The 21,145-nt window shown below is 48.4% G+C and carries 18 protein-coding genes; 17 read left to right on the top strand and 1 reads right to left on the bottom strand.

Features of this window, described 5'->3' with window-relative positions:
* Positions 1-78: 78 nt before the first annotated feature.
* The 7 genes from PluTT01m_RS21620 (at position 79) to PluTT01m_RS21585 (ending at position 10,128) form a co-directional block, all read left to right on the top strand.
* Positions 79-747, top strand: a complete 669-nt coding sequence (locus PluTT01m_RS21620; RefSeq protein WP_011148318.1) for a hypothetical protein — start codon at positions 79-81, stop codon at positions 745-747.
* 27 nt (positions 748-774) lie between these two features.
* On the top strand, positions 775-1,050 hold the full coding sequence (locus PluTT01m_RS21615; RefSeq protein WP_011148317.1) for a PAAR domain-containing protein: 276 nt from the start codon (positions 775-777) through the stop codon (positions 1,048-1,050).
* Between the two features lie 2 nt (positions 1,051-1,052).
* Entirely contained in the window at positions 1,053-2,228 is a 1,176-nt protein-coding gene (locus PluTT01m_RS21610) for a hypothetical protein (RefSeq protein ID WP_011148316.1), read from the top strand.
* The gene (locus PluTT01m_RS21605; RefSeq protein ID WP_011148315.1) at positions 2,221-5,580 is read left to right on the top strand and encodes an ImcF-related family protein; all 3,360 of its coding nucleotides are present in this window, start codon (positions 2,221-2,223) and stop codon (positions 5,578-5,580) included. The genes PluTT01m_RS21610 and PluTT01m_RS21605 overlap by 8 nt, the downstream gene beginning before the upstream one ends.
* A 744-nt stretch (positions 5,581-6,324) precedes the next feature.
* A complete protein-coding gene (locus tag PluTT01m_RS21595; RefSeq protein ID WP_011148312.1) occupies positions 6,325-6,816 on the top strand; it encodes an Hcp family type VI secretion system effector in 492 nt (163 codons plus the stop codon).
* 100 nt (positions 6,817-6,916) lie between these two features.
* Positions 6,917-9,523, top strand: coding sequence for a T6SS effector BTH_I2691 family protein (locus tag PluTT01m_RS21590; protein WP_011148311.1), 2,607 nt, complete (start codon positions 6,917-6,919; stop codon positions 9,521-9,523).
* Positions 9,520-10,128 carry a putative type VI secretion system effector gene (locus PluTT01m_RS21585; protein ID WP_232507883.1) on the top strand — a complete coding sequence of 203 codons (609 nt, stop codon included), beginning with the start codon at positions 9,520-9,522 and terminating at the stop codon, positions 10,126-10,128. The genes PluTT01m_RS21590 and PluTT01m_RS21585 overlap by 4 nt, the downstream gene beginning before the upstream one ends.
* Here the strand turns inward: PluTT01m_RS21585 and PluTT01m_RS21580 are convergent, their stop codons facing one another.
* Positions 10,129-11,511, bottom strand: a complete 1,383-nt coding sequence (locus PluTT01m_RS21580; protein ID WP_011144727.1) for an IS4-like element ISPlu9 family transposase — start codon at positions 11,509-11,511, stop codon at positions 10,129-10,131.
* Between the two features lie 205 nt (positions 11,512-11,716).
* On the opposite strand from PluTT01m_RS21580, the gene PluTT01m_RS21575 reads away from it, so the two are divergent.
* From PluTT01m_RS21575 to PluTT01m_RS21535, 10 genes are all read left to right on the top strand, one after another.
* The gene (locus tag PluTT01m_RS21575; protein WP_125043791.1) at positions 11,717-12,004 is read left to right on the top strand and encodes a hypothetical protein; all 288 of its coding nucleotides are present in this window, start codon (positions 11,717-11,719) and stop codon (positions 12,002-12,004) included.
* 76 nt (positions 12,005-12,080) lie between these two features.
* Positions 12,081-13,082: a putative type VI secretion system effector gene (locus PluTT01m_RS21570; protein ID WP_011148310.1), complete on the top strand. Its 1,002-nt coding sequence runs from the start codon at positions 12,081-12,083 to the stop codon at positions 13,080-13,082.
* Between the two features lie 192 nt (positions 13,083-13,274).
* Positions 13,275-14,036 (top strand): hypothetical protein, encoded by a 762-nt coding sequence (locus tag PluTT01m_RS21565; protein WP_041380381.1) that lies wholly within the window; start codon positions 13,275-13,277, stop codon positions 14,034-14,036.
* Positions 14,037-14,073: 37 nt separating this feature from the next.
* Positions 14,074-14,199: a hypothetical protein gene (locus tag PluTT01m_RS27980; RefSeq protein ID WP_011148308.1), complete on the top strand. Its 126-nt coding sequence runs from the start codon at positions 14,074-14,076 to the stop codon at positions 14,197-14,199.
* Positions 14,200-14,201: 2 nt separating this feature from the next.
* Positions 14,202-15,800, top strand: coding sequence for a type VI secretion system protein TssA (gene tssA, locus PluTT01m_RS21560; protein ID WP_011148307.1), 1,599 nt, complete (start codon positions 14,202-14,204; stop codon positions 15,798-15,800).
* A gap of 78 nt (positions 15,801-15,878) precedes the next feature.
* Positions 15,879-17,645, top strand: a complete 1,767-nt coding sequence (gene tssF / locus PluTT01m_RS21555; protein ID WP_011148306.1) for a type VI secretion system baseplate subunit TssF — start codon at positions 15,879-15,881, stop codon at positions 17,643-17,645.
* Positions 17,609-18,685 (top strand): type VI secretion system baseplate subunit TssG, encoded by a 1,077-nt coding sequence (tssG, locus tag PluTT01m_RS21550; protein ID WP_041380379.1) that lies wholly within the window; start codon positions 17,609-17,611, stop codon positions 18,683-18,685. Before tssF ends, tssG begins: the two co-directional genes overlap by 37 nt.
* A 7-nt stretch (positions 18,686-18,692) precedes the next feature.
* On the top strand, positions 18,693-19,202 hold the full coding sequence (gene tssJ / locus PluTT01m_RS21545; protein ID WP_228956842.1) for a type VI secretion system lipoprotein TssJ: 510 nt from the start codon (positions 18,693-18,695) through the stop codon (positions 19,200-19,202).
* A gap of 3 nt (positions 19,203-19,205) precedes the next feature.
* Positions 19,206-19,640: a type VI secretion system baseplate subunit TssE gene (tssE, locus tag PluTT01m_RS21540; RefSeq protein ID WP_011148303.1), complete on the top strand. Its 435-nt coding sequence runs from the start codon at positions 19,206-19,208 to the stop codon at positions 19,638-19,640.
* Between the two features lie 51 nt (positions 19,641-19,691).
* On the top strand, positions 19,692-21,071 hold the full coding sequence (locus tag PluTT01m_RS21535) for a VasL domain-containing protein (protein ID WP_011148302.1): 1,380 nt from the start codon (positions 19,692-19,694) through the stop codon (positions 21,069-21,071).
* Positions 21,072-21,145: the final 74 nt, after the last annotated feature.

Below are 21,145 nucleotides of genomic sequence, written 5' to 3'. Positions count from 1 at the left end.
GAATTATCCAAGGTGAAGTTTTGTCTATTTTTATGCAGTTTGTTTTGTTTGTAATTTTGTGTAAATCAAGGAGTTTTCGTGACACAGATCTATAAAATGGTTTGGATAGGTTTTGTTATTAATCTCTCGACATGTTTGCTTTTGTTGGTTGTTATAACAGGATTTGATTTCAATTATCTTGGGCTCTCTTATCGAGAGCGGAGTTTTCTCGATAAGATATTAATATTTATGCTGATCTTTATTTTTCTGGAAGTGGCTAATCTGTTGGTTATTCTCAAAATGCCAAGATATGCGAAAATCAGCTCTTTTATTACATCCTGTTTCTTTCCATTAAATTCCGCGGTCTATTTTATCCGGGAAAGGTATCGGGACAGCGCGTGGATTTGGAGTTTTGGCGCTATTTTATTGCTGATTAGGGGAGCGAGTGGTATTTGCATCATGATGGCTGCTGAACGTTATCTCTCTTATCGTAAGACAAAAGATCGTTATTTCTTTGCAGAGAAACCTGGGGGCTTTTTGTTAACGCTGACCCCGTTGAGTAAAACTATTTTTCTGCCTTATGAATGCGTTAAAAGAGTTGAGGAACGTGAAAATAGTGTGCTGATAACGGTCGATTTAAATAAGAAAATCGACATCGTATGCTCAAAGAAATTTATTGATAGCGATGATCGCAAAAAAGTCATAAAAACGCTTTTACAAACGGCGTTGAATAATCAGGGCGACAATATTATGGCGCTGAAAATGTGAAAATTTATTGTTAATGATATAGGGTTCATGATGTTTGAAGGTGTTATTCGCCTGGGCGATAAGCTCAGTAGCGGCGGTGAAGTGATTTCCGCCTCCTCTTCTATCGAAATTGAAGGTAAAAGAGTCGCATTATTAAATGATTTAGTCAGTTGTCCGCTGAAAGGGCATGGTATTAATCGTATTGTTAAAGCTAATTCTCAATGTATTTCTGATGGTAAACCGGTCGCATTTGATAAAGCGCTTTGCCAATGCGGTTGTTATGTCATTTCCAGTACGACGAAAGCCGGAATAGGGGAATCATAATAATGGCTTGGGATATTCCGGAGTCTTATTCCGTACACCGGCCAGAACCGCCAGTCTGGTCGCTTTGGTGGCGTCTGTTCAGTCTGGCTTGTTTCGCTGTCGTGGTTGCTGTCGGCAGTTTCTGGTATCTGGTTAAAGATCCCGCCAGCTTGCTTTATGCGTTGGTCGCTTTAGCCGGAATAACCGCACTGTTCGGGGTGATTGCCGGTTGGCGACTGTTTCGTTACGGCGTCGAATTGGAGCAGGCGGAAGTGCTGATACAAGAGAACGCCTGGCAGGAGGCTCGCTGGCAAGCGTGGGCTTCGCAGGCGATACGGGTTGTGGATTATGGCGCGTTTTTTCCACCGGAAGTGCCATCACCGGCGGATAAGGCGGTATTGGTCAATGGCGATAGCGCACTGGCATTGCCCCCTTTTTCCAATTATCTCAATTTGTTTGAAAATTTACTGGGAGCGGTGCGCAGTAGTTTGGCAGCACATGGGGTTAATCATAAAGTGAATGTCTATTTTTCATTAGACAGTCCCGAAGCGGTCGTATGGGAGCAATTTTGTCAGGTTTGGAAAAAACTGGGGCTGCCTTTGTCTCAGCTACAAGGCCCGGTAAAACTCAAAGCCGATTATACCCATCAAATAAGCGACTGGTTGACCACGGAAACCAAAGGATTGCTGTTGGTCATCACATGGTGTTGGGAAGGCAATAAAACGCCGGCGGCAACCAGTGAGGGCGCGGTGGTTTGGCTACTGGCACCGTCCTCTTCTCAATTGTCGGCAAAATGCTGTCTGCATCGGCCAATGGTGACGGTAGCCGCGGAGGCTGAGCAGAGTATGGCCCAGTTTCTGCGTTATCAACGTCCTGCCATCACTGCCGGGACTCTGTGGTACAACGATGATGACTCACCGGAGAAAGATAGGCTGTTAATTGGGTTAAATCAGAGATTGAAAGCCTTGCCATCATCGGCACAGCAGAGCGCGTCGGCAACACAGGATCAGCAGTTCGTCCCCCATTGGCTTGGGAAATCAGGGCCATATGCGGATTGGTTTGCATTAACACTCGCCATGAAAATGGCCGAGTACCAGCAGGCACCACAGCTTTTTCTGCTAGCGCACCATGCCACGTTACAACTGGGGACTGTCTCCCCGCTAAACAATGTCACTTCATCAGGGGACTTCCATGTTTAAAGCTTTTATTACCCGCAATCTTGGGGTGGGTCTGGTCACCAGTTTGATCGCACTGGTGTTGGGCGGATTGTTATCTTTCTGGGGCGATCGATTCGGGTTATCTACTCAGGCTATTAAAATAATTGTCTGGATTATCAGCATGGTGGGGGTGATATGGCTGTTGAATCTTTTTCGTGATTACAAACAGCGTCTGCCTGTACAGGAAGTAGCGGTTAAACCGCCTGTAGAGCAAGCTGTACTTTCAGAAGCGCCATTTTATTTTCAACGGTTGCAATATCAGCTTCGTCGGCGTTATGGCCCCCTTTGGCGTCGGCGGGTATGTATTTTGTTGGTGATGGGACAACGGGAACAAGTAGAAGCCATTGCCCCCGGGTTAACCGCCCAGCACTGGCAAGAAGGCGAGCACCACCTGTTGCTGTGGGGCGGCGGTTTGCAGGTACAGCCGGATAAAGCGCAGTTACAGGCGTTGCGCCAATTGCGTCGCCGTCGTCCGCTGGATGGCGTGGTGTGGGTGATGACCGAAGAGCAACTCGGCCAGCGAACGCAGATAGAGACCGCGTTGCGCATGCTGGAGAAACAGGGACAACAGCTTGGCTGGCAGGCCCCGGTGTATGTGTGGAATGTGCGTCACAGCAACTGGGACCAGCGCGACCGGCCAACCCAGACCGTGGGCTGTTTTCTGTCAGAAGAGTGTACGCCTGAGAGTCTGGCGCAGAGCCTGCACAGCCTGATACCCACGCTGGCGAACCGGGGCATGGAACAGGCGATAGCGGAAAACCGTCACGATTTTCTGTTGCGACTGGCGCAGTCTTTGCGGGATAAGGGGGTAACACGTCTGGTCGGGCAGTTGACGCCGTTGTTAGAGCGGCCGCCGATAAGGCTGTCGGGCGTGACGTTCAGTTTACCGCTGCCGGTGCCGTCAGGCATGGTGGAGCATGGCTGGCTGGTGGATGCCAGCTGGAATGGGGTGCTGGAACAGGTGCGTGATAGCCGGGGACAGGCGGTGGGTTTTCCGTGGGAGAAAAGTGCGCAGTGGGGTGTGATAGCGCTGGCAGCGTTGTGGGGAATTGGCAGTGTGACCTCGTTTGGGGTTAACCGTCATCAGATAGCGGTCAGCCGTGAACGCCTCAGCGCGGCCGGTGACCGTCAGGGAGATGTATCGGCCCGTTTGCTGAGTCAGCATGGGCTGCAACGGGAGATTGACCGGTTGCAGTCTCAGTCAGCGCGTGGCACGCCCTGGTACAGCCGTTTTGGGTTCAATCAGAATGAAGCCTTGTTGAAAGCGATGTGGCCGGTGTATCAGCGCAACAATGCCGAACTGATACGTGATGCCGCTGCCCGGTTGCTCCATCAGCGCCTGACCGAACTGGTGAACCTGCCGGCGGGCAGTGCACAGCGTCATCAGCGTATCACACCGGCGTATAACCAGTTGAAAGTGTATCTGATGATGGCGCGGCCGGAGAAAGCGGATGCGGCGGTGATGAGCCGGGTATTGATGGCGGACTGGCCGCACCGTGCCGGGGTGACGGACGGTCTGTGGCAAAACAGCGGCGAGGCATTACTGACTTTTTATGCTGAGAATTTACCGCGCCACCCGGAGTGGAAAATCAGCGTGGATAACGAACTGGTCAGTGAAGTGCGTCAGATATTGCTCAATCAGCTCGGGCAGCGTCATGGGGAAACGATGCTGTACCAGAAAATGCTGCAACAGGTGGCCCACAGTTACCGGGATTTAACCCTGGCGCAGATGACCGGGGCTACGGAGGCGAGTCGCTTGTTTAGCAGCCGTCAGGTGGTGCCGGGGATGTTTACCCGTCAGGCGTGGGAAGGTCAGGTGCAAAAAGCGATAGCGCAGGTGGTGGCGTCCCGACAGGAAGAAATTGACTGGGTACTCAGTGACGGTCGTCAGCCAATATCGAAGGCGGCTTCACCGGCGGAGCTGAAAGCCCGGCTGACAGCGCGTTATTTTACCGACTTTGCCGGGGCATGGCTGAACTTCCTTAATAGCCTGCGCTGGCATAAAACCCATAACCTGTCCGACACCATCGACCAGTTAACCCTGATGGCGGATGTACGCCAGTCCCCGTTGATTGCCCTGATGGATACGCTGGCTTATCAGGGAGAAGCCGGGCAACCGGGCACGGCGTTGGCGGATTCGCTGGTGAAATCGGCACAAAACCTGTTCCAGAACAATAAACCGTCAGTGATTGACCCGACCCGCCTTCCACCGGGGCCACTGGATAACGCGTTTGGCCCGTTATTGGCGCTGATGGGCAAAAGCACAGAGGAAAACGGGCTGACGGCGGACCCGTCACTGAGTCTGCAAACCTTCCTGACGCGGGTGACACGGGTGCGTCTGGCGCTGCAACAACTGGCGAATACCGATGACCCCCCGGCGGTGATGGAAGCGCTGGCACAGAGTGTATTTCAGGGGAAAAGCGTGGAACTGACGGACACGCGGACCTATGGCAGCCTGATAGCGGCGAGTCTGGGAGCGGAATGGAACGGGTTTGGTCAGGCGGTGTTTGTGCAACCGTTAACCGAGGCGTGGCAGACGGTGTTACAGCCGGCGGCGGCCAGTCTGAATGCGCAATGGCAGTCGGCGGTAGTGGCGGACTGGCAGACCGACTTTGACGGCCGTTATCCATTCGTGGCGGCGCAAAATGAGGTCTCTCTGCCGATGCTGGGGCAGTTTATTCGGGCCGACAGCGGGCGGATAGAGCAGTTTCTGCACAATCAGTTAGGCGGCGTGCTGCATAAAGAGGGCAAGTATTGGGTGGTGGATAAGGTGAACAGTCAGGGACTGCATGTTAACCCGGCCTTTTTAACCGCGATAAATCAACTGAGTCAGGTCGCGGATGTGCTGTTTGCTAACGGCAGCGAGGGGATACGGTTTGAATTGCGGGCGAAACCGGTGGGTGATGTGGCGGAAACGGACCTGACGATAGATAGTCAGCAGTTGCGTTACTTTAACCAGATGGAGCGCTGGCAGCGTTTACGCTGGCCGGGGGACGGGGATAATCCCGGGGTGGCGCTGACCTGGACCGGGGTGAATAGCGGTGCGCGGCTGTATGGCGACTATCCGGGGGCGTGGGGATTCATTCGCTGGCTGGAGGCGGCACAAGTGCAGATGGTGGATGAAAGCCGTTACCGGCTGAACTTTGCCACGCCGGAGGGGTTAGCGCTGACCTGGATATTACGGACCGAAGTCGGGAAAGGGCCGCTGGTGTTATTGAAACTGCGGGGTTTTACCCTGCCGAAAACGATTTTTGAGGAGAATACGGGAAATAACCTTGTTGAATCGGGGATAAATAACAATGACGACGAAGAAGAATATCGCCAGAATAGGTAACTGAATTCTGCTGTTCATTCATTTTTGATATTTTATAAGTATATCATCATGATATTCCTATTTTTCTGTAATGCTTTATTCTGAGGCAGAATAATAGCTGCCCTGAATCAGGGTGAGGCTATTATCGATGATATTATTTTAAATAATGCAATCTGTTCTCATTCGCATAATATAACTGAGAATCATTCTTTTTTACGTGTCTGTAACATATTGATGATAATGAATATTAATCATGGTGTGGATGGCATAATAATGCCTTGACGTATTTGTATATTTGGTAACATATTGAAAATAAAGTAAAAGTATATTTTATTGTTATGGTTGTGAGAAATGTAAATATCAGTATGATGAGTTGCTATCATATTATTTAAATCAATGCGATCTTTTTATATAAACAAATGGTATTCTGTTTATGTTTGGTTTAAATATGATGAACTTTGCCGTTGACATTAAACATTTTGTGCTGTTTGACAAAAAAATACTTGATTTTAATATGCACCCGCAGGGAGGATTGAATTATTCAGTAACCGTGTATGCAGTTAATGAATCGATTAATTCGAACGCATGTGTCAGGCTATATGATTATTCTTCTCCCGGTTAACTGCTGAGTCAGGAAATACCGGCATCGATTGACTGTTCCCCGGATTTACCAGGGATGAAAACCGAGAATGTATTCGGTTGGGGTTTTAATCACGTCACCGATATTGGTGATATTACCCATTCAATAATAGAGGAGTCATGGGTATGGCAATCCCTGCGTATTTATGGTTGAAAGATGACGGCGGTGCCGACATTAAAGGTTCGGTGGATGTACACAACCGGGAAGGCAGTATTGAGGTGGTGGCGCTGGAACATGCGCTACATATCCCGACGGATAACAATACCGGCAAGCTGACCGGCACCCGTGTGCATGCGCCGCTGGTGTTTACTAAAGAGGTCGATGCGTCTAGCCCGTATCTGTATAAAGCGGTGACAACGGGTCAGACCCTGAAATCGGCGGAATTCAAATGGTACCAAATTGATGATGCTGGTCAGGAGAAGGTCTATTTCATCACTCATCTGAACAACGTGAAGGTGGTGAAAGTGGCACCGTTGATGCATGACATCAAAGATCCGACTAAAGAGAAGCACAACCATCTGGAACGTGTCGAACTTCGTTACGAAAAAATCACTTGGACGTACAAAGACGGCAACATCATTCACTCTGATGCGTGGAATGAGCGCAGTCAGGCGTAATGGGTTGACGGGCTGGCGGTTATACCAGCCACTTTGAATCTAACAGGCATCGGTATGATTGCGGTGCCTGTCTTCCCTCGGAAGAACAGGAGATGTTGTGATGAATCGATCATTATGTTGGATGTGTGAGTCCACTGGACCGGCGTTGCTGCCGGTGCGTTATACCGTGGTGCCGGATAATGTTTCGGAAACCTTGCCGGCGTGGGTGGAAACGCCAGAACCTTCTGCGCCGGGCTATCATTATGCGCTGCGTGCCTTACGGCAGGGATTTTTATATGTCTATTACGTTAATGCCGGATTAGGTGAACGGGAGAGCTGGGATACCTGGAGCGTCAGCGAGGATGGCGCACTGTGGAGAAATCTGAATGCCCCTTTTGGTATCTTCCCCAAGAAAACCGCAGATTGTCATGCGCCGACCCATCAGAGCGCTAATATGGAATTTATTACGCTAAGGGATATTGCCTTGCGTCAGGAGACCTGGCTGGCTTTCTCTCCCTCAATGTGGAGCCAGGAGACCATCGAGTATTATCACAACAACCGCGAAGCACGGGAAAGGCGGATGCAGTGCGTGAAACCGTGGCAGTGGCGCGGGGTGCCGGAAGGGGTGGGGATTGCTCAGGCGACGATAGAGAACCTGAATATCGTCATCGATTACGGTCTGGGTGACAATGATTCCGGCAAATATGTTCTGCCTTGCAACCGGAAAGTGTCGCGTATCAGCCGGACATTAGAAGAGGCACCCTACTACGAAGTTTATCACGGTGCGTTGAGACCGAAGAGCACCTTGTATCCGTGGAGTAGCAAGCGAGCGGGATGTGCGGACATTACGGTCAGGGCGATGCAAAAGCGGGGCTTGGCCGCAGATGGCACGCCGGTATCGCCGGTGTTAATCGCGTTGCATGATCCGATAGGGATAGCGCATGAATTAGCGGGCTGGGGTGATGATATTGCCGGGGTGCATAAAACCTTTTTGGATGAGTTGTCGATCGAATTTATGACCGACAGTTCATTGAATGGGGTGGAAAATCAACTGCATAAATTGAAAGCCGCGGATGTGCAAGGGCAGGTTGATAAAGCGCTCGAAGTCACTAAGCAGAAGGAGTATGGGGTTTTTTCCGATCAGGATAAGGCTAAGCTCAAAGAGTATGTTACTCGTGACATGGCGGCAGCGGGTAAGAAAGCTGTTGCCCGTGATTGGAAGAAATATACTGCGGAGCTGAATCTGGCTAAACGACAGGCATTTAACCAATGTTATGCCGATCTTTGCACCGACGTGGCGAAAGCGCTGGAACAACTGGCTCAGTTGAGGGTGAGTTGGCTGAAACAGAGTGGGTTTATCACCTGTTGTCAGGATTTTCATTCCACCCGACTGGAGGACAATCTCAATTATCGTGAGGCAGTGGATTATGCCATCGCTTCGCTTAATGTGACCGAAACCGGTTGTGCCTATTTAGATGCTTTAATTGACGAATATTCCGCGTTGTCGCCGGAAAATATTGTCTGGCGCTCGTTATTGCTGAATAACCCGGAAGTGATGAAAGAGATGGACGGGTTTTTACAGAAGATGAAGCTGAATAAGGATAACCATCAACCGGCGGCTCCCTCGGATTTTATGAAAGCGGTGTCAGATCTGAGTGGGAAACTGATTGAAGCCTACGATAAAGCGAATGAAGCGCTGGAAAAGCCGCCAAAATCCAACAGTACTTTTGCTCGTGCCATGCTGCATTGCGACCGGCGACTGGTCACGCTAGGGGATCGGTTCTTGAATTTTACTCGCTTAGGGAAAGTGCTGAATAGCATGAATGAAATGCTGAGTAAAACGCTGTTATCGGTGATTTCAGGTGTGCCGCTTGATCAGATGGTTGAACTGTCGGTATCACAACTTAAGGACGGTAATGCGTTTCGACAGCAGGTGTTGGAGCAGCTTAAGAAGCCGGGTTCTGAGGCGCGGTTGAAAAAAAGTAATAAATATCAGTCTGATTTTAAAAAATTTGCTGACAGTGCTGAAGGAGAGCCGGTATTAAAGAAATCCCGGATTAAATGGTTAGTTTTGGCTTCCAATGTTTTGGAATTTTCCAATCAGCTACAAGAGAGTAAAGGGGATGCTAAGAGTCAAGCGCAGGTGACCTCAGCGTTTTTAAGTACGCTGAGTACAGCGATGGAGATTGTGGAGCCAATAGTTAAACACGGAATGGAAAATGTGATTGCTGCCAACACCATTAAGTTTATTGGGACGAATGCTGGTGTGGCTTCTTCTGCATTAAATCTGGGAGTAGATATCGGTGACCTTTCTTCTGAATGGCGTGGCAGAGGGCGCTGGCAGTTTATTGGCCTTTACGGTCTTAAAAGTGCTTATGATTTTATGCAAGTAGTAAAAGCATTAAATGGTTTATTAGAAGTTTTAATTGATAGAGCATTACTTTATTCTAAAAATTTATTCGTTGAGGGGGTAGCAAAGCTTTTAGCGTGGGAAACTCTTGCTTGGTTGTGCACTTGGGAGGCGATGCTGTTAATTTTTGTGGTTGAAGCGTTAGTAACCTATTTTTCTGATAATGATTTACAAAAATGGTGCCGGGGTTGTGTTTTTGGTTTGGAGCCAGTGAAAAATTTGCAATCCACGCAATGGATTGACCCCGAATCGCAACGAAATAAGCTGTGCGAAGAACAACGTAACAGTTTTGCTAATGCAATTAAGGGCGGCATATGAGTACCTGTCGTTCTTTTAAAGAGGCTATTGATTTTGATGAAATCAAAAGGCAGAGGAGCAGCCTTGATACATGGATTGAGGTTAATCTTGATTGGATAATAAGCCACCCAGAAAGTAAAGAAGAGTCAGAAAAAGAGATTGAGAAAACAAAAGAAAAAATCCCCGAACTGGATGCCATATTAGCAAAAGAACCACCACCGCCAGAATTACCGCCGGGTAAACCATTAATCAAAGTGAGCGGTGTATTGGAGGAGTTCGAAACTCTGTGTGTTAAAGGTTATTTTACCGAGCGTGAATATGATCCGGTTGCCTTTGCCCGTCAGGAAGAACGGGAATTGTATGGCGGGTTGTTAATGTCGTTAGCAGGAAATACGTCTGGATCTAATTCGCAAACCAATGTTCGGTGGGGTGATGTTTGTGATTTTGTGCGGGGGAAAATCAATGGCGTTCCCTTCCACGGTTGGTTTGGGTTTACTTCCGCAAAGGTAGGTGATTATGTTGAATTAGCGGCAATTGAGCAGGAAGGGAATTATGTGGTTTATGCGATTGCGCATCCTGAATTAAGGGTGGTTTCTATGACGCCGCGTTGTGATCCTGTCTCTTGATCAGATCTCCAAATCAACTGATTTAGCCAGCAAATAGCCGTCTATCAGGGTTTGCAGCCGAAACCAGCCTTCCCAAAGTCGTTCCCATCCGACTCGACCCGTGCGTTTGGAATCGTACCAGCCGGCCAGTTTTCCCAGATTGATGAAGGCCCAATGCAAACTCGGGGCTTTTTTCGGCACACGGCGTTTTTCTTGTTTTGACCACAGTAATTTCCACGCCAGGGGGCTTAATACTGTCTCACAGCTCTCTTTCTCTGCCTCTTCTTTGTTCAGACCCATAAAACGCAGCTGGTGTATTCGTACCGCAATAAAGGCCAGCAGCACTATCATGCGCTCCAGATTATCTTTGCTTTGCATACGCAGCGCTTCTACCTGCGTGCCGCCCGTTTTCCACGCTTTGTGAAATTCTTCTATCAGCCAGCGGCGCTCGTAATAACTGAATATTTTATGGGCGTCTTCCTGACTGTTGACGGGTTCGGAGGTCAGAAGATGCCAGCAAAGCCCATCCTCCGGACCTTTTTCGTAGCAACCGACATAAAATATCCGCACCGCCTCACCGCTTTTTCCTTCGGGGATTTTCAACGTCACTTCGGCATAACTGATATCACAATGCGCGACACGCGCCTGACGCCCGCCTTTCTGTCTGACCTGAACTAATCGTTCTCCAGCACTCTGTAACCGGCTAATAAAGTCATAAAGTTTATCCTGACTTTCCTCTATACGCCGGTTTTGCATCGAACGGATGACGAAACGTTGTTTTTGGCTCGTTTTATAACGCAGATATTCGATGATATCGGCTTCACGGTCACAGACAGAAATCACGTTGGCCATCTGCTCCCCTAACCGGCTGTCGACGGCTTGTGAGGCCCGTTCCCACTTATAACTCTCTTTCCCTTCATAAGGGCGTGTATCGCGTTGTCGGCTTTTGCCATAATCACTGACATCTCGACACCAGCGCTGTTGCTCTATCAACCCCACGACCTGTTGTTCTTCAGGCGCAAATAACAACACCGAGTGTGCCTGCATGCCCCGGGATTTTTCCTTTGAGGTGGTATAGCCGAGTTCATCGGCGACCGACGCATGGGAAAATGACAGGGTTGTCGTGTCTTCCAGCGCTAACAGGCAATGATAACGTTGAGCGTGAGCGACGGTGGCGGTAAATCCGGCTTCGGCGATGGCCTGAGGCGCAATGGCGGAATTTCGGGTCAGTCGGTAGGCCGCTTCAACATCGGCAGGAGAGTCAAGAGATTGCACGAGCGATTGTCCTATATGGTTAGCCAACGAACAGGCCACTTTCACCAGGCGGTTGGTACGGCGTTTATCACCTAATTCCGCATGTTGAAACGTGTCATTTGCCCATTGTTCGGCGCTGGTTGAAAACATAAAGATTACCTCAAGTCGTGTTTTTTATTGAGATCAATCTATGAGGGAAAAGTTCAATAACGCGGGGGCGGGTTAAAATATTTGTGTAGGAAAGACAGGTTGTGATCAGGGCATTCATGCAGATGCCAAAGAGCAGATATTCGGTACTTTCTGTATTTTTGGGGGATTCCTGCTTATTTTTACTGTTTCTGTTTGGACAGATGCTTTGGCGTTTCTGGAAGATATGCTGCCATTTTTTGCTTTGCTGATAGCGATATTTGCCCCCAGCACATATTATCGCCGCCTAAAAAAGCCCAGACCTACAGTTAAATTGGCCGAGGAGATTTTTACGGTATTAGGTTTCCCTGATCCTACGAATCTCAATATTCGCCAATTCACAAGAAAGAGACTGAAAGAAATAAAGGCCAATTCATTAGATGAGGAAGTCGGTAAAGAGAGTGAAAGAGTTTTGCCAGATAGTGGATGTTTCGCAAGCCATTATTACTATTACTGATTCAAGTAATTAAAAATAGGAATCAACTGTATGAAAAACAAAGTAAAAGTTTTGTTGAAGCAATTAAGGACGGCATATGAGTACTTATCGCTCTTATAAAGAGGCTATTGATTTTGATGAAATAAAAAGCCAGAGAAGTAGTCTTGATACATGGATCGAGGTGAAGCAAGAAAGAATTCAACGTCGTCCTGAAGATAGAGAGGAGGTAGAAAAAGCGATAGAGGAGCTTCAAGCCAAAATCTCCGAACTGGATGCGATATTAGCAAAAAAGCCGCCGCCACCGGAATTACCGCCGGGTAAGCCATTAATCAAAGTGAGCGGCGTATTGGAAGAGTTCGAAACCCTGTGTGTGATTGGTTATTTTACTGATCGTGAATATGATCCGGTTGCCTTTGCTCGTCAGGAAGAACTGGAGTTGTATGGCAGGCTATTAATGTCGTTGGCGGGAAATACTTCGGGGTCTAATGCGTCAACTAACGTTCGGAAGCGTGATGTCTGTGATTTTGTGCGGGGGAAAATCAATGGTATCCCATTCTACGGCTGGTTAGGGTTTACTGTAGCCAAAGCGGGTGATTATGTTGAATTAGCGGTAACAGAAAAAGAAGGGCATTATGTGGTTTATGCCATTGCCCATCCCGGATTAAGGATTGTTTCTATGACGCCGCGTTGTAAGCAGGGTATTCATTCAAATGCCAAATATCAGATACGTGGCACTTGGTATGGTTCTTTAGTGCTTTTCTTTGTTTTCATGATAGGGGGAATTTTTGATGGGAAAGTTAGAGAAGATATTATTGATTATATGAAATGTATCTCTTCATTTTTGGGTTTGATGGCAATTGTCCTTTCACCGTTAATCTATTTTTCCTGTATGAGAAAACCTAAACCGACATTTAGGTTGGCTGAGGAGATTTTCACGGTATTGGGTTTCCCTAATCCTACGGAAATTAATCTTGAGAAATTCACAAAAAAGAGGTTGAAGGAGATCAAGGTTAATTCCCCTGACGGGCAATCAGGTAAAGAGAGTGAAAGAGTTTTACCCGATAAAGATTGTTTTATAAGTTATTACTACTATTACTAATTCAAGTAACAAAGCAGAAGAGGGAAATTAAAGAGAGCGTATATGGGGAGTTCTTAAGATTATCTATAAAGAGTTATCGAGATATTAAGAGATTGCTTGTCTTCGGAAAATTCAGTAACGAATTATCCAATGTAAAGTTTTATCTATTTTTATGCGATTGATATGTAATTTTGTGTAAATTAAGGTTTTTTTGTGAATAAGATCTATAAAATGGTTTGGGTAGGTTTGGCTATTAATGTATTAACCTACTTTGTCTCACTGGCTGCTATAAAGGTAGCTAGTGCTGGTTATTTTGCTCTTTCTTATCAAGAGCAATATTTTGTTGCTAAATTACCAATATTCAATGCTTTGATGTTGATTTTTATTTTGCTGGAGGTGGTTAATCTGTTTGTTATTCTCAACGCGCCAAAGTATGCGAAAATCAGTTCGTTTATTGCATCTTGTCTTTTTCCATTTGGCGCGGTTTATTTCATCGGGTGTTTATTGTCAATTCAACGAGTTGCATTATCTCCCTTCGCTGAATATCAGGATGATGATACGGTTCCAAATTCCGCGGTTTATTTTGTCCGGGATAGGTATTGGAAAAGGATGTGTATTTTTGGTTGCATAACGCTGGTTATGTCATTTAAGGGTACGAGTAATATTTGTATGATGATGACGGCTATGCATTGTCTCTCATATCGGAAAACAGAAGGTCGTTATTTCTTTGCCGAGACAGAAGGAGGCTTTTTATTAACGCCAACCGCGTTGAGTAAAACTATTTTCTTGCCTTATTGCTGTATTAATAGAGTGGAGGAGCGTGAAGAGAGTGTGCTGCTTGCTGTTAATTTAAATAAAAAAATCAACATTGTATTTTCAAAGAAATTTGTTGAAAGAGGCGATCTGATACAAGTCATCAAGCGGCTTTCACAGGCAGCATTGAATAATCCGAAGCATAATATTATCACGTTCTAAATGTGAAAAATTTATTCTTAATAATATAGGGATCATAATGTTTCAAGGTGTCATTCGCTTGAGCAATCAGCTCAATAGCGATGGTGAAGCTATTTCTGTCTCTTTATTAATGAGCAGAATTCCAGTGGCTGACAGAGATATTCAGCGTCAAAGGAGAATATAAAGATGCTGCAACAGCTAATTGAGAGTTGTTTTGTTGAACGTGATGTCCTTGCGGAAGCACGGCAGAACGCGGCGCGGTGGGAAAACTGGTTGTTACCCATTAGTACCGATGCGCCTACAGGTAATGATCCGGTCTATGAAGACGATTTTCAGTGTATGCGGGAGGAGGTTAATAAAATCAGTGGTGTTGATACTTCCCTGATTTGTCAACTGGCGGAGAAGTTGTTGACCACCAAATGCAAAGATGTCCGCGTGGCGACCTACTATGTGTGGGCCCGTCTGCATTGTGAGGGGGAACATGGTCTGGCAGAAGGGTTGGCGCTATTAGCCGGATTGGCGGATCGGTTTGGTGAAGCCCTGTTACCCAGTCGGGCTAGCAGCCGGAAAGCGGCGCTGGAGTGGCTGACAGGTGCAAAAATGCGGGACAGTTTATCACGCTATCCAGAGGTAAATCGGACCGATTTTGACCACATTCTGGCCGCGTTGGTGTTACTGGAACAGTCATTTTCCTCTTGGGATGAAGAATCTCGTCCAAGCTTGGTCGGGCTGGCAAGAACACTGGAGAACCGATTAGCTCAGTCCGGTGGCGTGAGTGCGGTAGTGCCACAAACTGCCGCTCCGGTACTGCCATCGGCGGGACAGAGCAAGGCATCAGCATCGGGTAAGTCACCGGTATGGCGTCAGGTGCAATCTGGGCGTGATCTGCTGGATCAGGCGCGTGAACTGGTGCGTTATCTGCGTGATCAACCTCAGGGCTGGCTCTCTTCCGCCCGGCTGATACGTAGTATCCGTTGGGATACCGTCCATCAACTACCACCACAGGATGCTGATGAGCGTACCCGTCTGGTGCCTCCCCGCACTGAATCTCGCGCTCAGTTAAAGCGGCTCTACCGGCAACAGAACTGGCATGAGTTATTGGAACAGGCCGAGCGCATGTTTGCCGAAGGGGTGAATCATTTTTGGCTGGATTTGCAATGGTACCTCTGTCAGGCATTAAGCCGATTGGGCTGCCCTTACGAAGGTTGGGCGGACATCATGAAACACGATCTGAGAATACTGCTTGAGCGGCTGCCGGGGCTGGAGAGTATGGCCTATAACGATGGGACGCCCTTTGCTGATGAGGTGACAACCAGTTGGATAGCCCAACAGGTGCATGACAATCAGTCAGATTGGCAGTTTGAGCATTTGCCGGCGCAACCTCGACATGATGATGACGTTTTGGCGCTGGAAGCGGAGGCGCTGCAACTGGCGGACAGCGAAGGCATTGATGCGGCGTTGCGTTGGTTGGGGCAATTGCCCGGTATTAATGGAGCCCGTCACCGCTGGTTACAGCGCTTGCTGATGGCGCGGGTCGCTGAGCAATACGGCAAAAATGAAATGGCGTTGCATTTGTTGACTGAGCTTGATGCCGATGAGCAATTCAATCTTGGCGAATGGGAGCCGGAACTGATGTTTGAGGTGAAAGCATGTCTGCTTAAGTTACTGCGCATGAAAGCTCAACGCAGTGAACATGATAAAGCGAGGATGGCGCAACGGATGGAGACGCTGCTGGCTGGATTGGTGGCGATTGATCCGGTCAGAGCTTCGGTGCTTTGCGGTTAATTGACTCTGCTTAATCAGGTGGAGGCGCAACTGTATGCCTTCTCAACTTGTTTTATTTTAACCATTAAGAGTGATGCTATGGATGATTTAATTCTCCGCTATTACGAAGCGGAAATGCAATATCTGCGTGAAGCTGGCAAAGAGTTTGCGCAGGCGCACCCGGACCGGGCAGCTATGCTGAATCTGAGTGACGATCGGGATCTTGATCCTTATGTGGAGCGATTGCTTGAAGGCTTCGCTTTCCTGATAGGGCGGATGCGTCAGAAACTTGATGATGATTTGCCGGAACTGACGGAAGGGTTGGTGAGTTTGCTGTGGCCGCATTATCTACGCACTATTCCTTCACTCTCCATTGTTGAATTGGCACCTGATTATCAGACCTTGCCAAAAAGTGAAGTGATCGCCAAAGGGTTTGAAGTGATATCTCAGCCCGTAGGACCAAGCCAGACCCGCTGCTATTACCGGACTACCCGTGATATACAGATTACACCGCTGCATATCACCTCTGCGACGTTGCAAAATGAAGCCGACGGCCGTTCAGTGATCCGTTTGCGTTTTGACTGCGGTCAGTTGACCGAGTGGGATAAAGTGGATTTGGCACGTCTGCCTCTGTATCTCAAAGCGGGCCGTCCGGTGAGTTCTGCCTTACATCTGGCGTTGACCCGACAGACTCAACAGATTTACGCGCGCTTATCCAGTCAGGAAGAGCGCTCTCGCCTTAAGAATGGCTGTTTTTCCCCGATGGGGTTCGACAATGATGATGTTCTGTGGCCGAAACAGGAGAGCGCGTTCAGTGGTTATCAGTTGTTACTGGAATATTTTACTTTCCGTGAAAAATTTATGTTTGTGGCGCTCAATGGCTTGGATTCGTTAGAGATTCCTACCGGTACGCCTTGGTTTGAGTTGGATATCGTACTCAGTGAATTGTGGCCCTATGAATTGAAGTTTTCAGCGGAAAATATCCGATTGCATTGCGTGCCGGTAATCAATTTATTCCGTGTTGAAGCTGATCCGATGCACATTTCGCGGCTGCAAAATGAGTATCTACTGCGCCCGATGCGCATTCAGGATGGTCATACCGAAATCTATTCGGTGGATGAAGTCTCCTCTTCCCGCCGAGGTGATGCTCAGCGTTTTGTACCGTTTAGCAGCTTTCGTCATCGGGGCGGCATCATGCGTAGTTCCGCACCGGAGCGTTATTTTCATACGCGCGTCTGTCGAGGTCCTTCGGGTTTGCACGATACCTGGCTGATCCTCGGTGGAGAATCGTTTGAAACTGACCCAGAGCTTGATGATGAAACCCTTTCACTGCGTATCACCGGAACCAACGGCCAGTTACCTCGTCAGGCATTACGTAATACCCAACTTGAACAGACACTACACTCCGCCGCGGGCACGCTGCGCGTAAGCAATCTCTGTTCGCCGACGTTGCCCTGTTATCCCCCAGCGAACGACCGTTTCCACTGGCGGATATTAAGCCATCTCGGTTCTAATTTTCTTAGCATGATGGATAACCCGGAGGTGCTGCGCGGCACGTTAGGGCTTTATAACTGGACAAATGATGAGATGAACTGCCGCTGTCTGGATGCCATTGTTGGGGTGAAACACGCTTTGATCGAACGTTTTGAAAAGGGCTTCCTACTCCGGGGCGTTGATATTGAGATTACGCTGAACAGCAATGGCTTTGCCGGCGAAGGCGATATTTTCCTGTTCGGTGAGCTGCTTAACCGCTTCTTCTCGCTGTATACCGATATTCATCTGTTTAACCAATTGACACTGATCCTTCAACCTTCTGGGAGATGTTTGCGATGGCAAGAAAATCACAATCAGCGTATTCCCGGTTAATGCAGCAACTGGCACCGAATATTTACGATTTTAACTTTTATCGCTTCTGTCAGTTGCTGGAGAGTATGCGGGATGGGTGCCCGCCGTTGGGCAGTACGATGTCGCCCGGTGATGATCCGATCCGTTTCCGGCCTGATCCCGGTATGGGTTTTCCTGCCGGTGAACTGAAAAATGTGGAGTGGGATGAGCAACAGCCTGAACAGCCACCGACAGTACGCACGACGTTTCTCGGCTTGTATGGTGTGGATTCACCGCTGCCGACGGCTTATCTGAATGATATCGTTCAGCTGAGTGAAGGCTATGAAGGCGTAGCAGACTTTCTGGATATTTTTAACCATCGAATGATGACCCAGTATTACCGTATCTGGCGTAAATATTCCTATCCCGCGACTTATGAACCGAGTGGTCAAGATCAAACCTCGCAATGCCTGCTTGGGCTGATTGGTTTGGGGATCGCCGGTAGCCAGCAACATATTGCTACGCCGGCTTCTCGCTTTCTGGCGCTGCTCAGTATCATGCGGCTGCCAACCCGGATAGCCGAAGGGGTGATGGCGCTGGTTAAGCTATTGGCCCCTCTCACGCAAGTACAGGTGGTTCCCCATGATTGCAGACGAGTACGGTTGACCCAACCGGCTCGCTTAACTCGTCACCATCCGGTTCAGCTTTCTCAACGTCCAGTACTGGGCAAAGTCGGGACGGATGTTAACAGCCAAATGGTGCTGGATCTCTATACCGAAGATACTGATGAAGCTCAAGGGTGGTTACCACAGGGGGAACTGCATACCGACCTGTTGGTGTTGCTACGCGTTTATCTGGGTTGGCGTTGCAGCGTGCGATTACAGCTCACTTTACCCAAATGGGTATTGCCATCGGCGCAACTAGGGAAACAACGCGTTCGGTTAGGTCGAACAGGCATATTGGGATTGAAACCGGGCTCACAAACGGTTTCAGGCATGGTGAAAATTAATCTGGGGCACTATCAAGGGCTCTTACCGAGTTATCAATATAGGGAGGCCGAGAATGGCAGCTATCAATGTTAAATCCGTCATGATGGGCGGCATCGTTTGTCTGATGTTGCAGGGATTAGTCGGATGTGGTCTGACGCAGACCGTAACTGACGGCACGGTAGCCGTGACGCAATCCATTTTCCATAAGCAGGTGAAAACGCTGCGTTTGGATTTCAGTGCCCGCAGTGCGCTTAACACCACCGACGCGCAAACCCCGTTGAGCACGGTAGTGCGTGTTTATCAGCTTAAAGACAATAAAGCATTTAAGCGTGCCAGTTATGCGGACCTGTTGAAAGGTGATAGTGAAGCGCTGAAGGCGGATCGGCTGACACAGCGGGATATCAGAGTGGCACCGAAGGGGAGTGTGTCGCTGGATATGCCGATGGAGAAAGCGGCACGGTTTGTTGGGGTTGTGGGGCTGTTTCATACACCGGATGCCACCAATAATAGTTGGCGGTTAGTGATCCGACGTGATGAGTTGGATGCAGATAAACCGCGCACGATCGAGTTGGGTAGTGGCACACTGACACTGAATGCGGTGAAGGAGTGATCAATGAAACAGCTAAGACCTTCGCTTTACGAAATGTTGATGTTTAACTTTAACGGTGGGCTGGATCTCAATCAGATCGATGAACGAAATCAAGTGATTTTATCCGTGATGGATAATATGCAACGTATCCTGAGCAGTCGAGCGGGTTCGCTGGCTCATTTACCGGATTATGGTCTGCCCGATTTCAACGTCATTTTGCAAGGGCTGCCCGCGTCGTCACAGAGTCTGATTGCCACAATCGAACACACGTTGTTGACCTATGAACCGCGTTTGAAACGAGTCTATATCACGCTACTACCGCAAATTGAACCGGGGCATCTGCGGTATGACATTAACGCTGAGCTAAAAGACATAGGATTAGTGCGGTTTAGTACGGAATTTATCCCGGAAGGGAAGGTATTAATCCGCCATTTACGTCAACAAGGCCATATAGAGTAACCCTCTGTTTCATCAGGCTAACTCTGAAATAGCCTGATAAGGATAACTGTTATGACTACAATATCATCCGGCAACACGATACATACCGGGGATGATCCACGTGCACTGCCGGAATTCAGTGCACTGAAAGAAGAAATCGGTAAATTGAACCATCCGGCTCGACCTGATGTTAATTGGGCCAGAGTTGAACAACTTTGTCTGTCGTTGTTTCGATTAAATGGCGTAGAGCTACAAAGTGCCGCTTGGTACACGTTAGCCCGAGCTCAGCGCACCGGATTAGCCGGTATTGATGAAGGATTCGCATTGATTGATGGATTAGTGAGCCATCAATGGGCGCAGTTCTGGCCTCAGCCGACGCATGCACGGATTGAAATTTTCGCTTGGCTGGTTGCACGCTTACAGCAGGTATTGCGTACTTGCGTCTTCTCTTATATTGACTTGCCGCTCATTTACCGGGTGGAAAAGGTGCTTGAGCAACTGTGCGAGGTGCTTCAACGTCTGGAGCTGAAACATGTGAGTAAACTTGACAGCCTACGTGTACAGCTTCACAACAGCGCCCGGCGATTAGAGTGTCTGGAGCAGGAAAAGGGCGCGGTACCGGTATCTCTCGCTTCGGCGCAGTCTGTTGGGGGCAATGCTATTTTGCTGCCTGAAGAACCCCCTCCGCCGCAACTGATCTATGTGGTGCAGGAGACAATCTCGTCGGTGCAACCGCAAGTCAAAGTTGCTCAGGTTTTGACGACTTCGCGCTGGAAAGTTTGGCGAGGTTTTGTGGCGGGGATTGTATTTTGTGCGTTGGTGGTGACAGGCGGTTGGCTGGTGGACAAGATGCGACAACCGTCTCCATTAGCTGAGGCTTTGTTGGCAACGACCTATCCATTACCGCAGACACTGCTTCCGGCTCAACTTGCCGAATTACACCAATCGGACAATGCGACGCTACTGAGCCAGTTACAGGATAAAACGTTGGATGCGAGTCGTGCGCAACTGACAAATTTAACCACTTTGCCAGCCTTTTGGCCTTTGAGTTATGGTTCTCAGTTATTACAACAGCTACGTACATTGTGGCCGGCCAGCCAAGCAGTACAGGATATGCAAAATCAATGGTTACACCAGCGTGAGGCGGCGGCACTGCCGATGCAGTCATTGGAAAATTACCATCTAGCTCAATTACGCCTGCAACATCTGACAGAACGACTTGATGCATTGGATGAAAAACGCGGTCGTTATCTCACCGGTTCTGAATTGAAGTCTATGGTGTTTGGCATTCGGCAGCCGTTGGCGAATACTCCGCCATTAGAGGAGTTGCTGCGTCAACTGGCGGAACAAAAAAAGAGTGGTACCGTATCGCTGGCATTACTGATGCAAATTAACACCCGTTTTAATCAATTGCTGAATCGCTATTATTTGTTGCTGAAAGTAGGAGAGTAGTTTTGTGGAAAGTAAGAAATTAACAAAATCGGGTTGACATGCTGATCATGAAGGGGAGGGAGTGTTTTATCTAT

It is taken from the genome of Photorhabdus laumondii subsp. laumondii (assembly GCF_003343245.1).
GTDB classification, from domain to species: domain Bacteria; phylum Pseudomonadota; class Gammaproteobacteria; order Enterobacterales; family Enterobacteriaceae; genus Photorhabdus; species Photorhabdus laumondii.
Note: the sequence above shows the minus strand (reverse complement) of the source record. Positions and strands in the feature narration are given on the sequence as shown.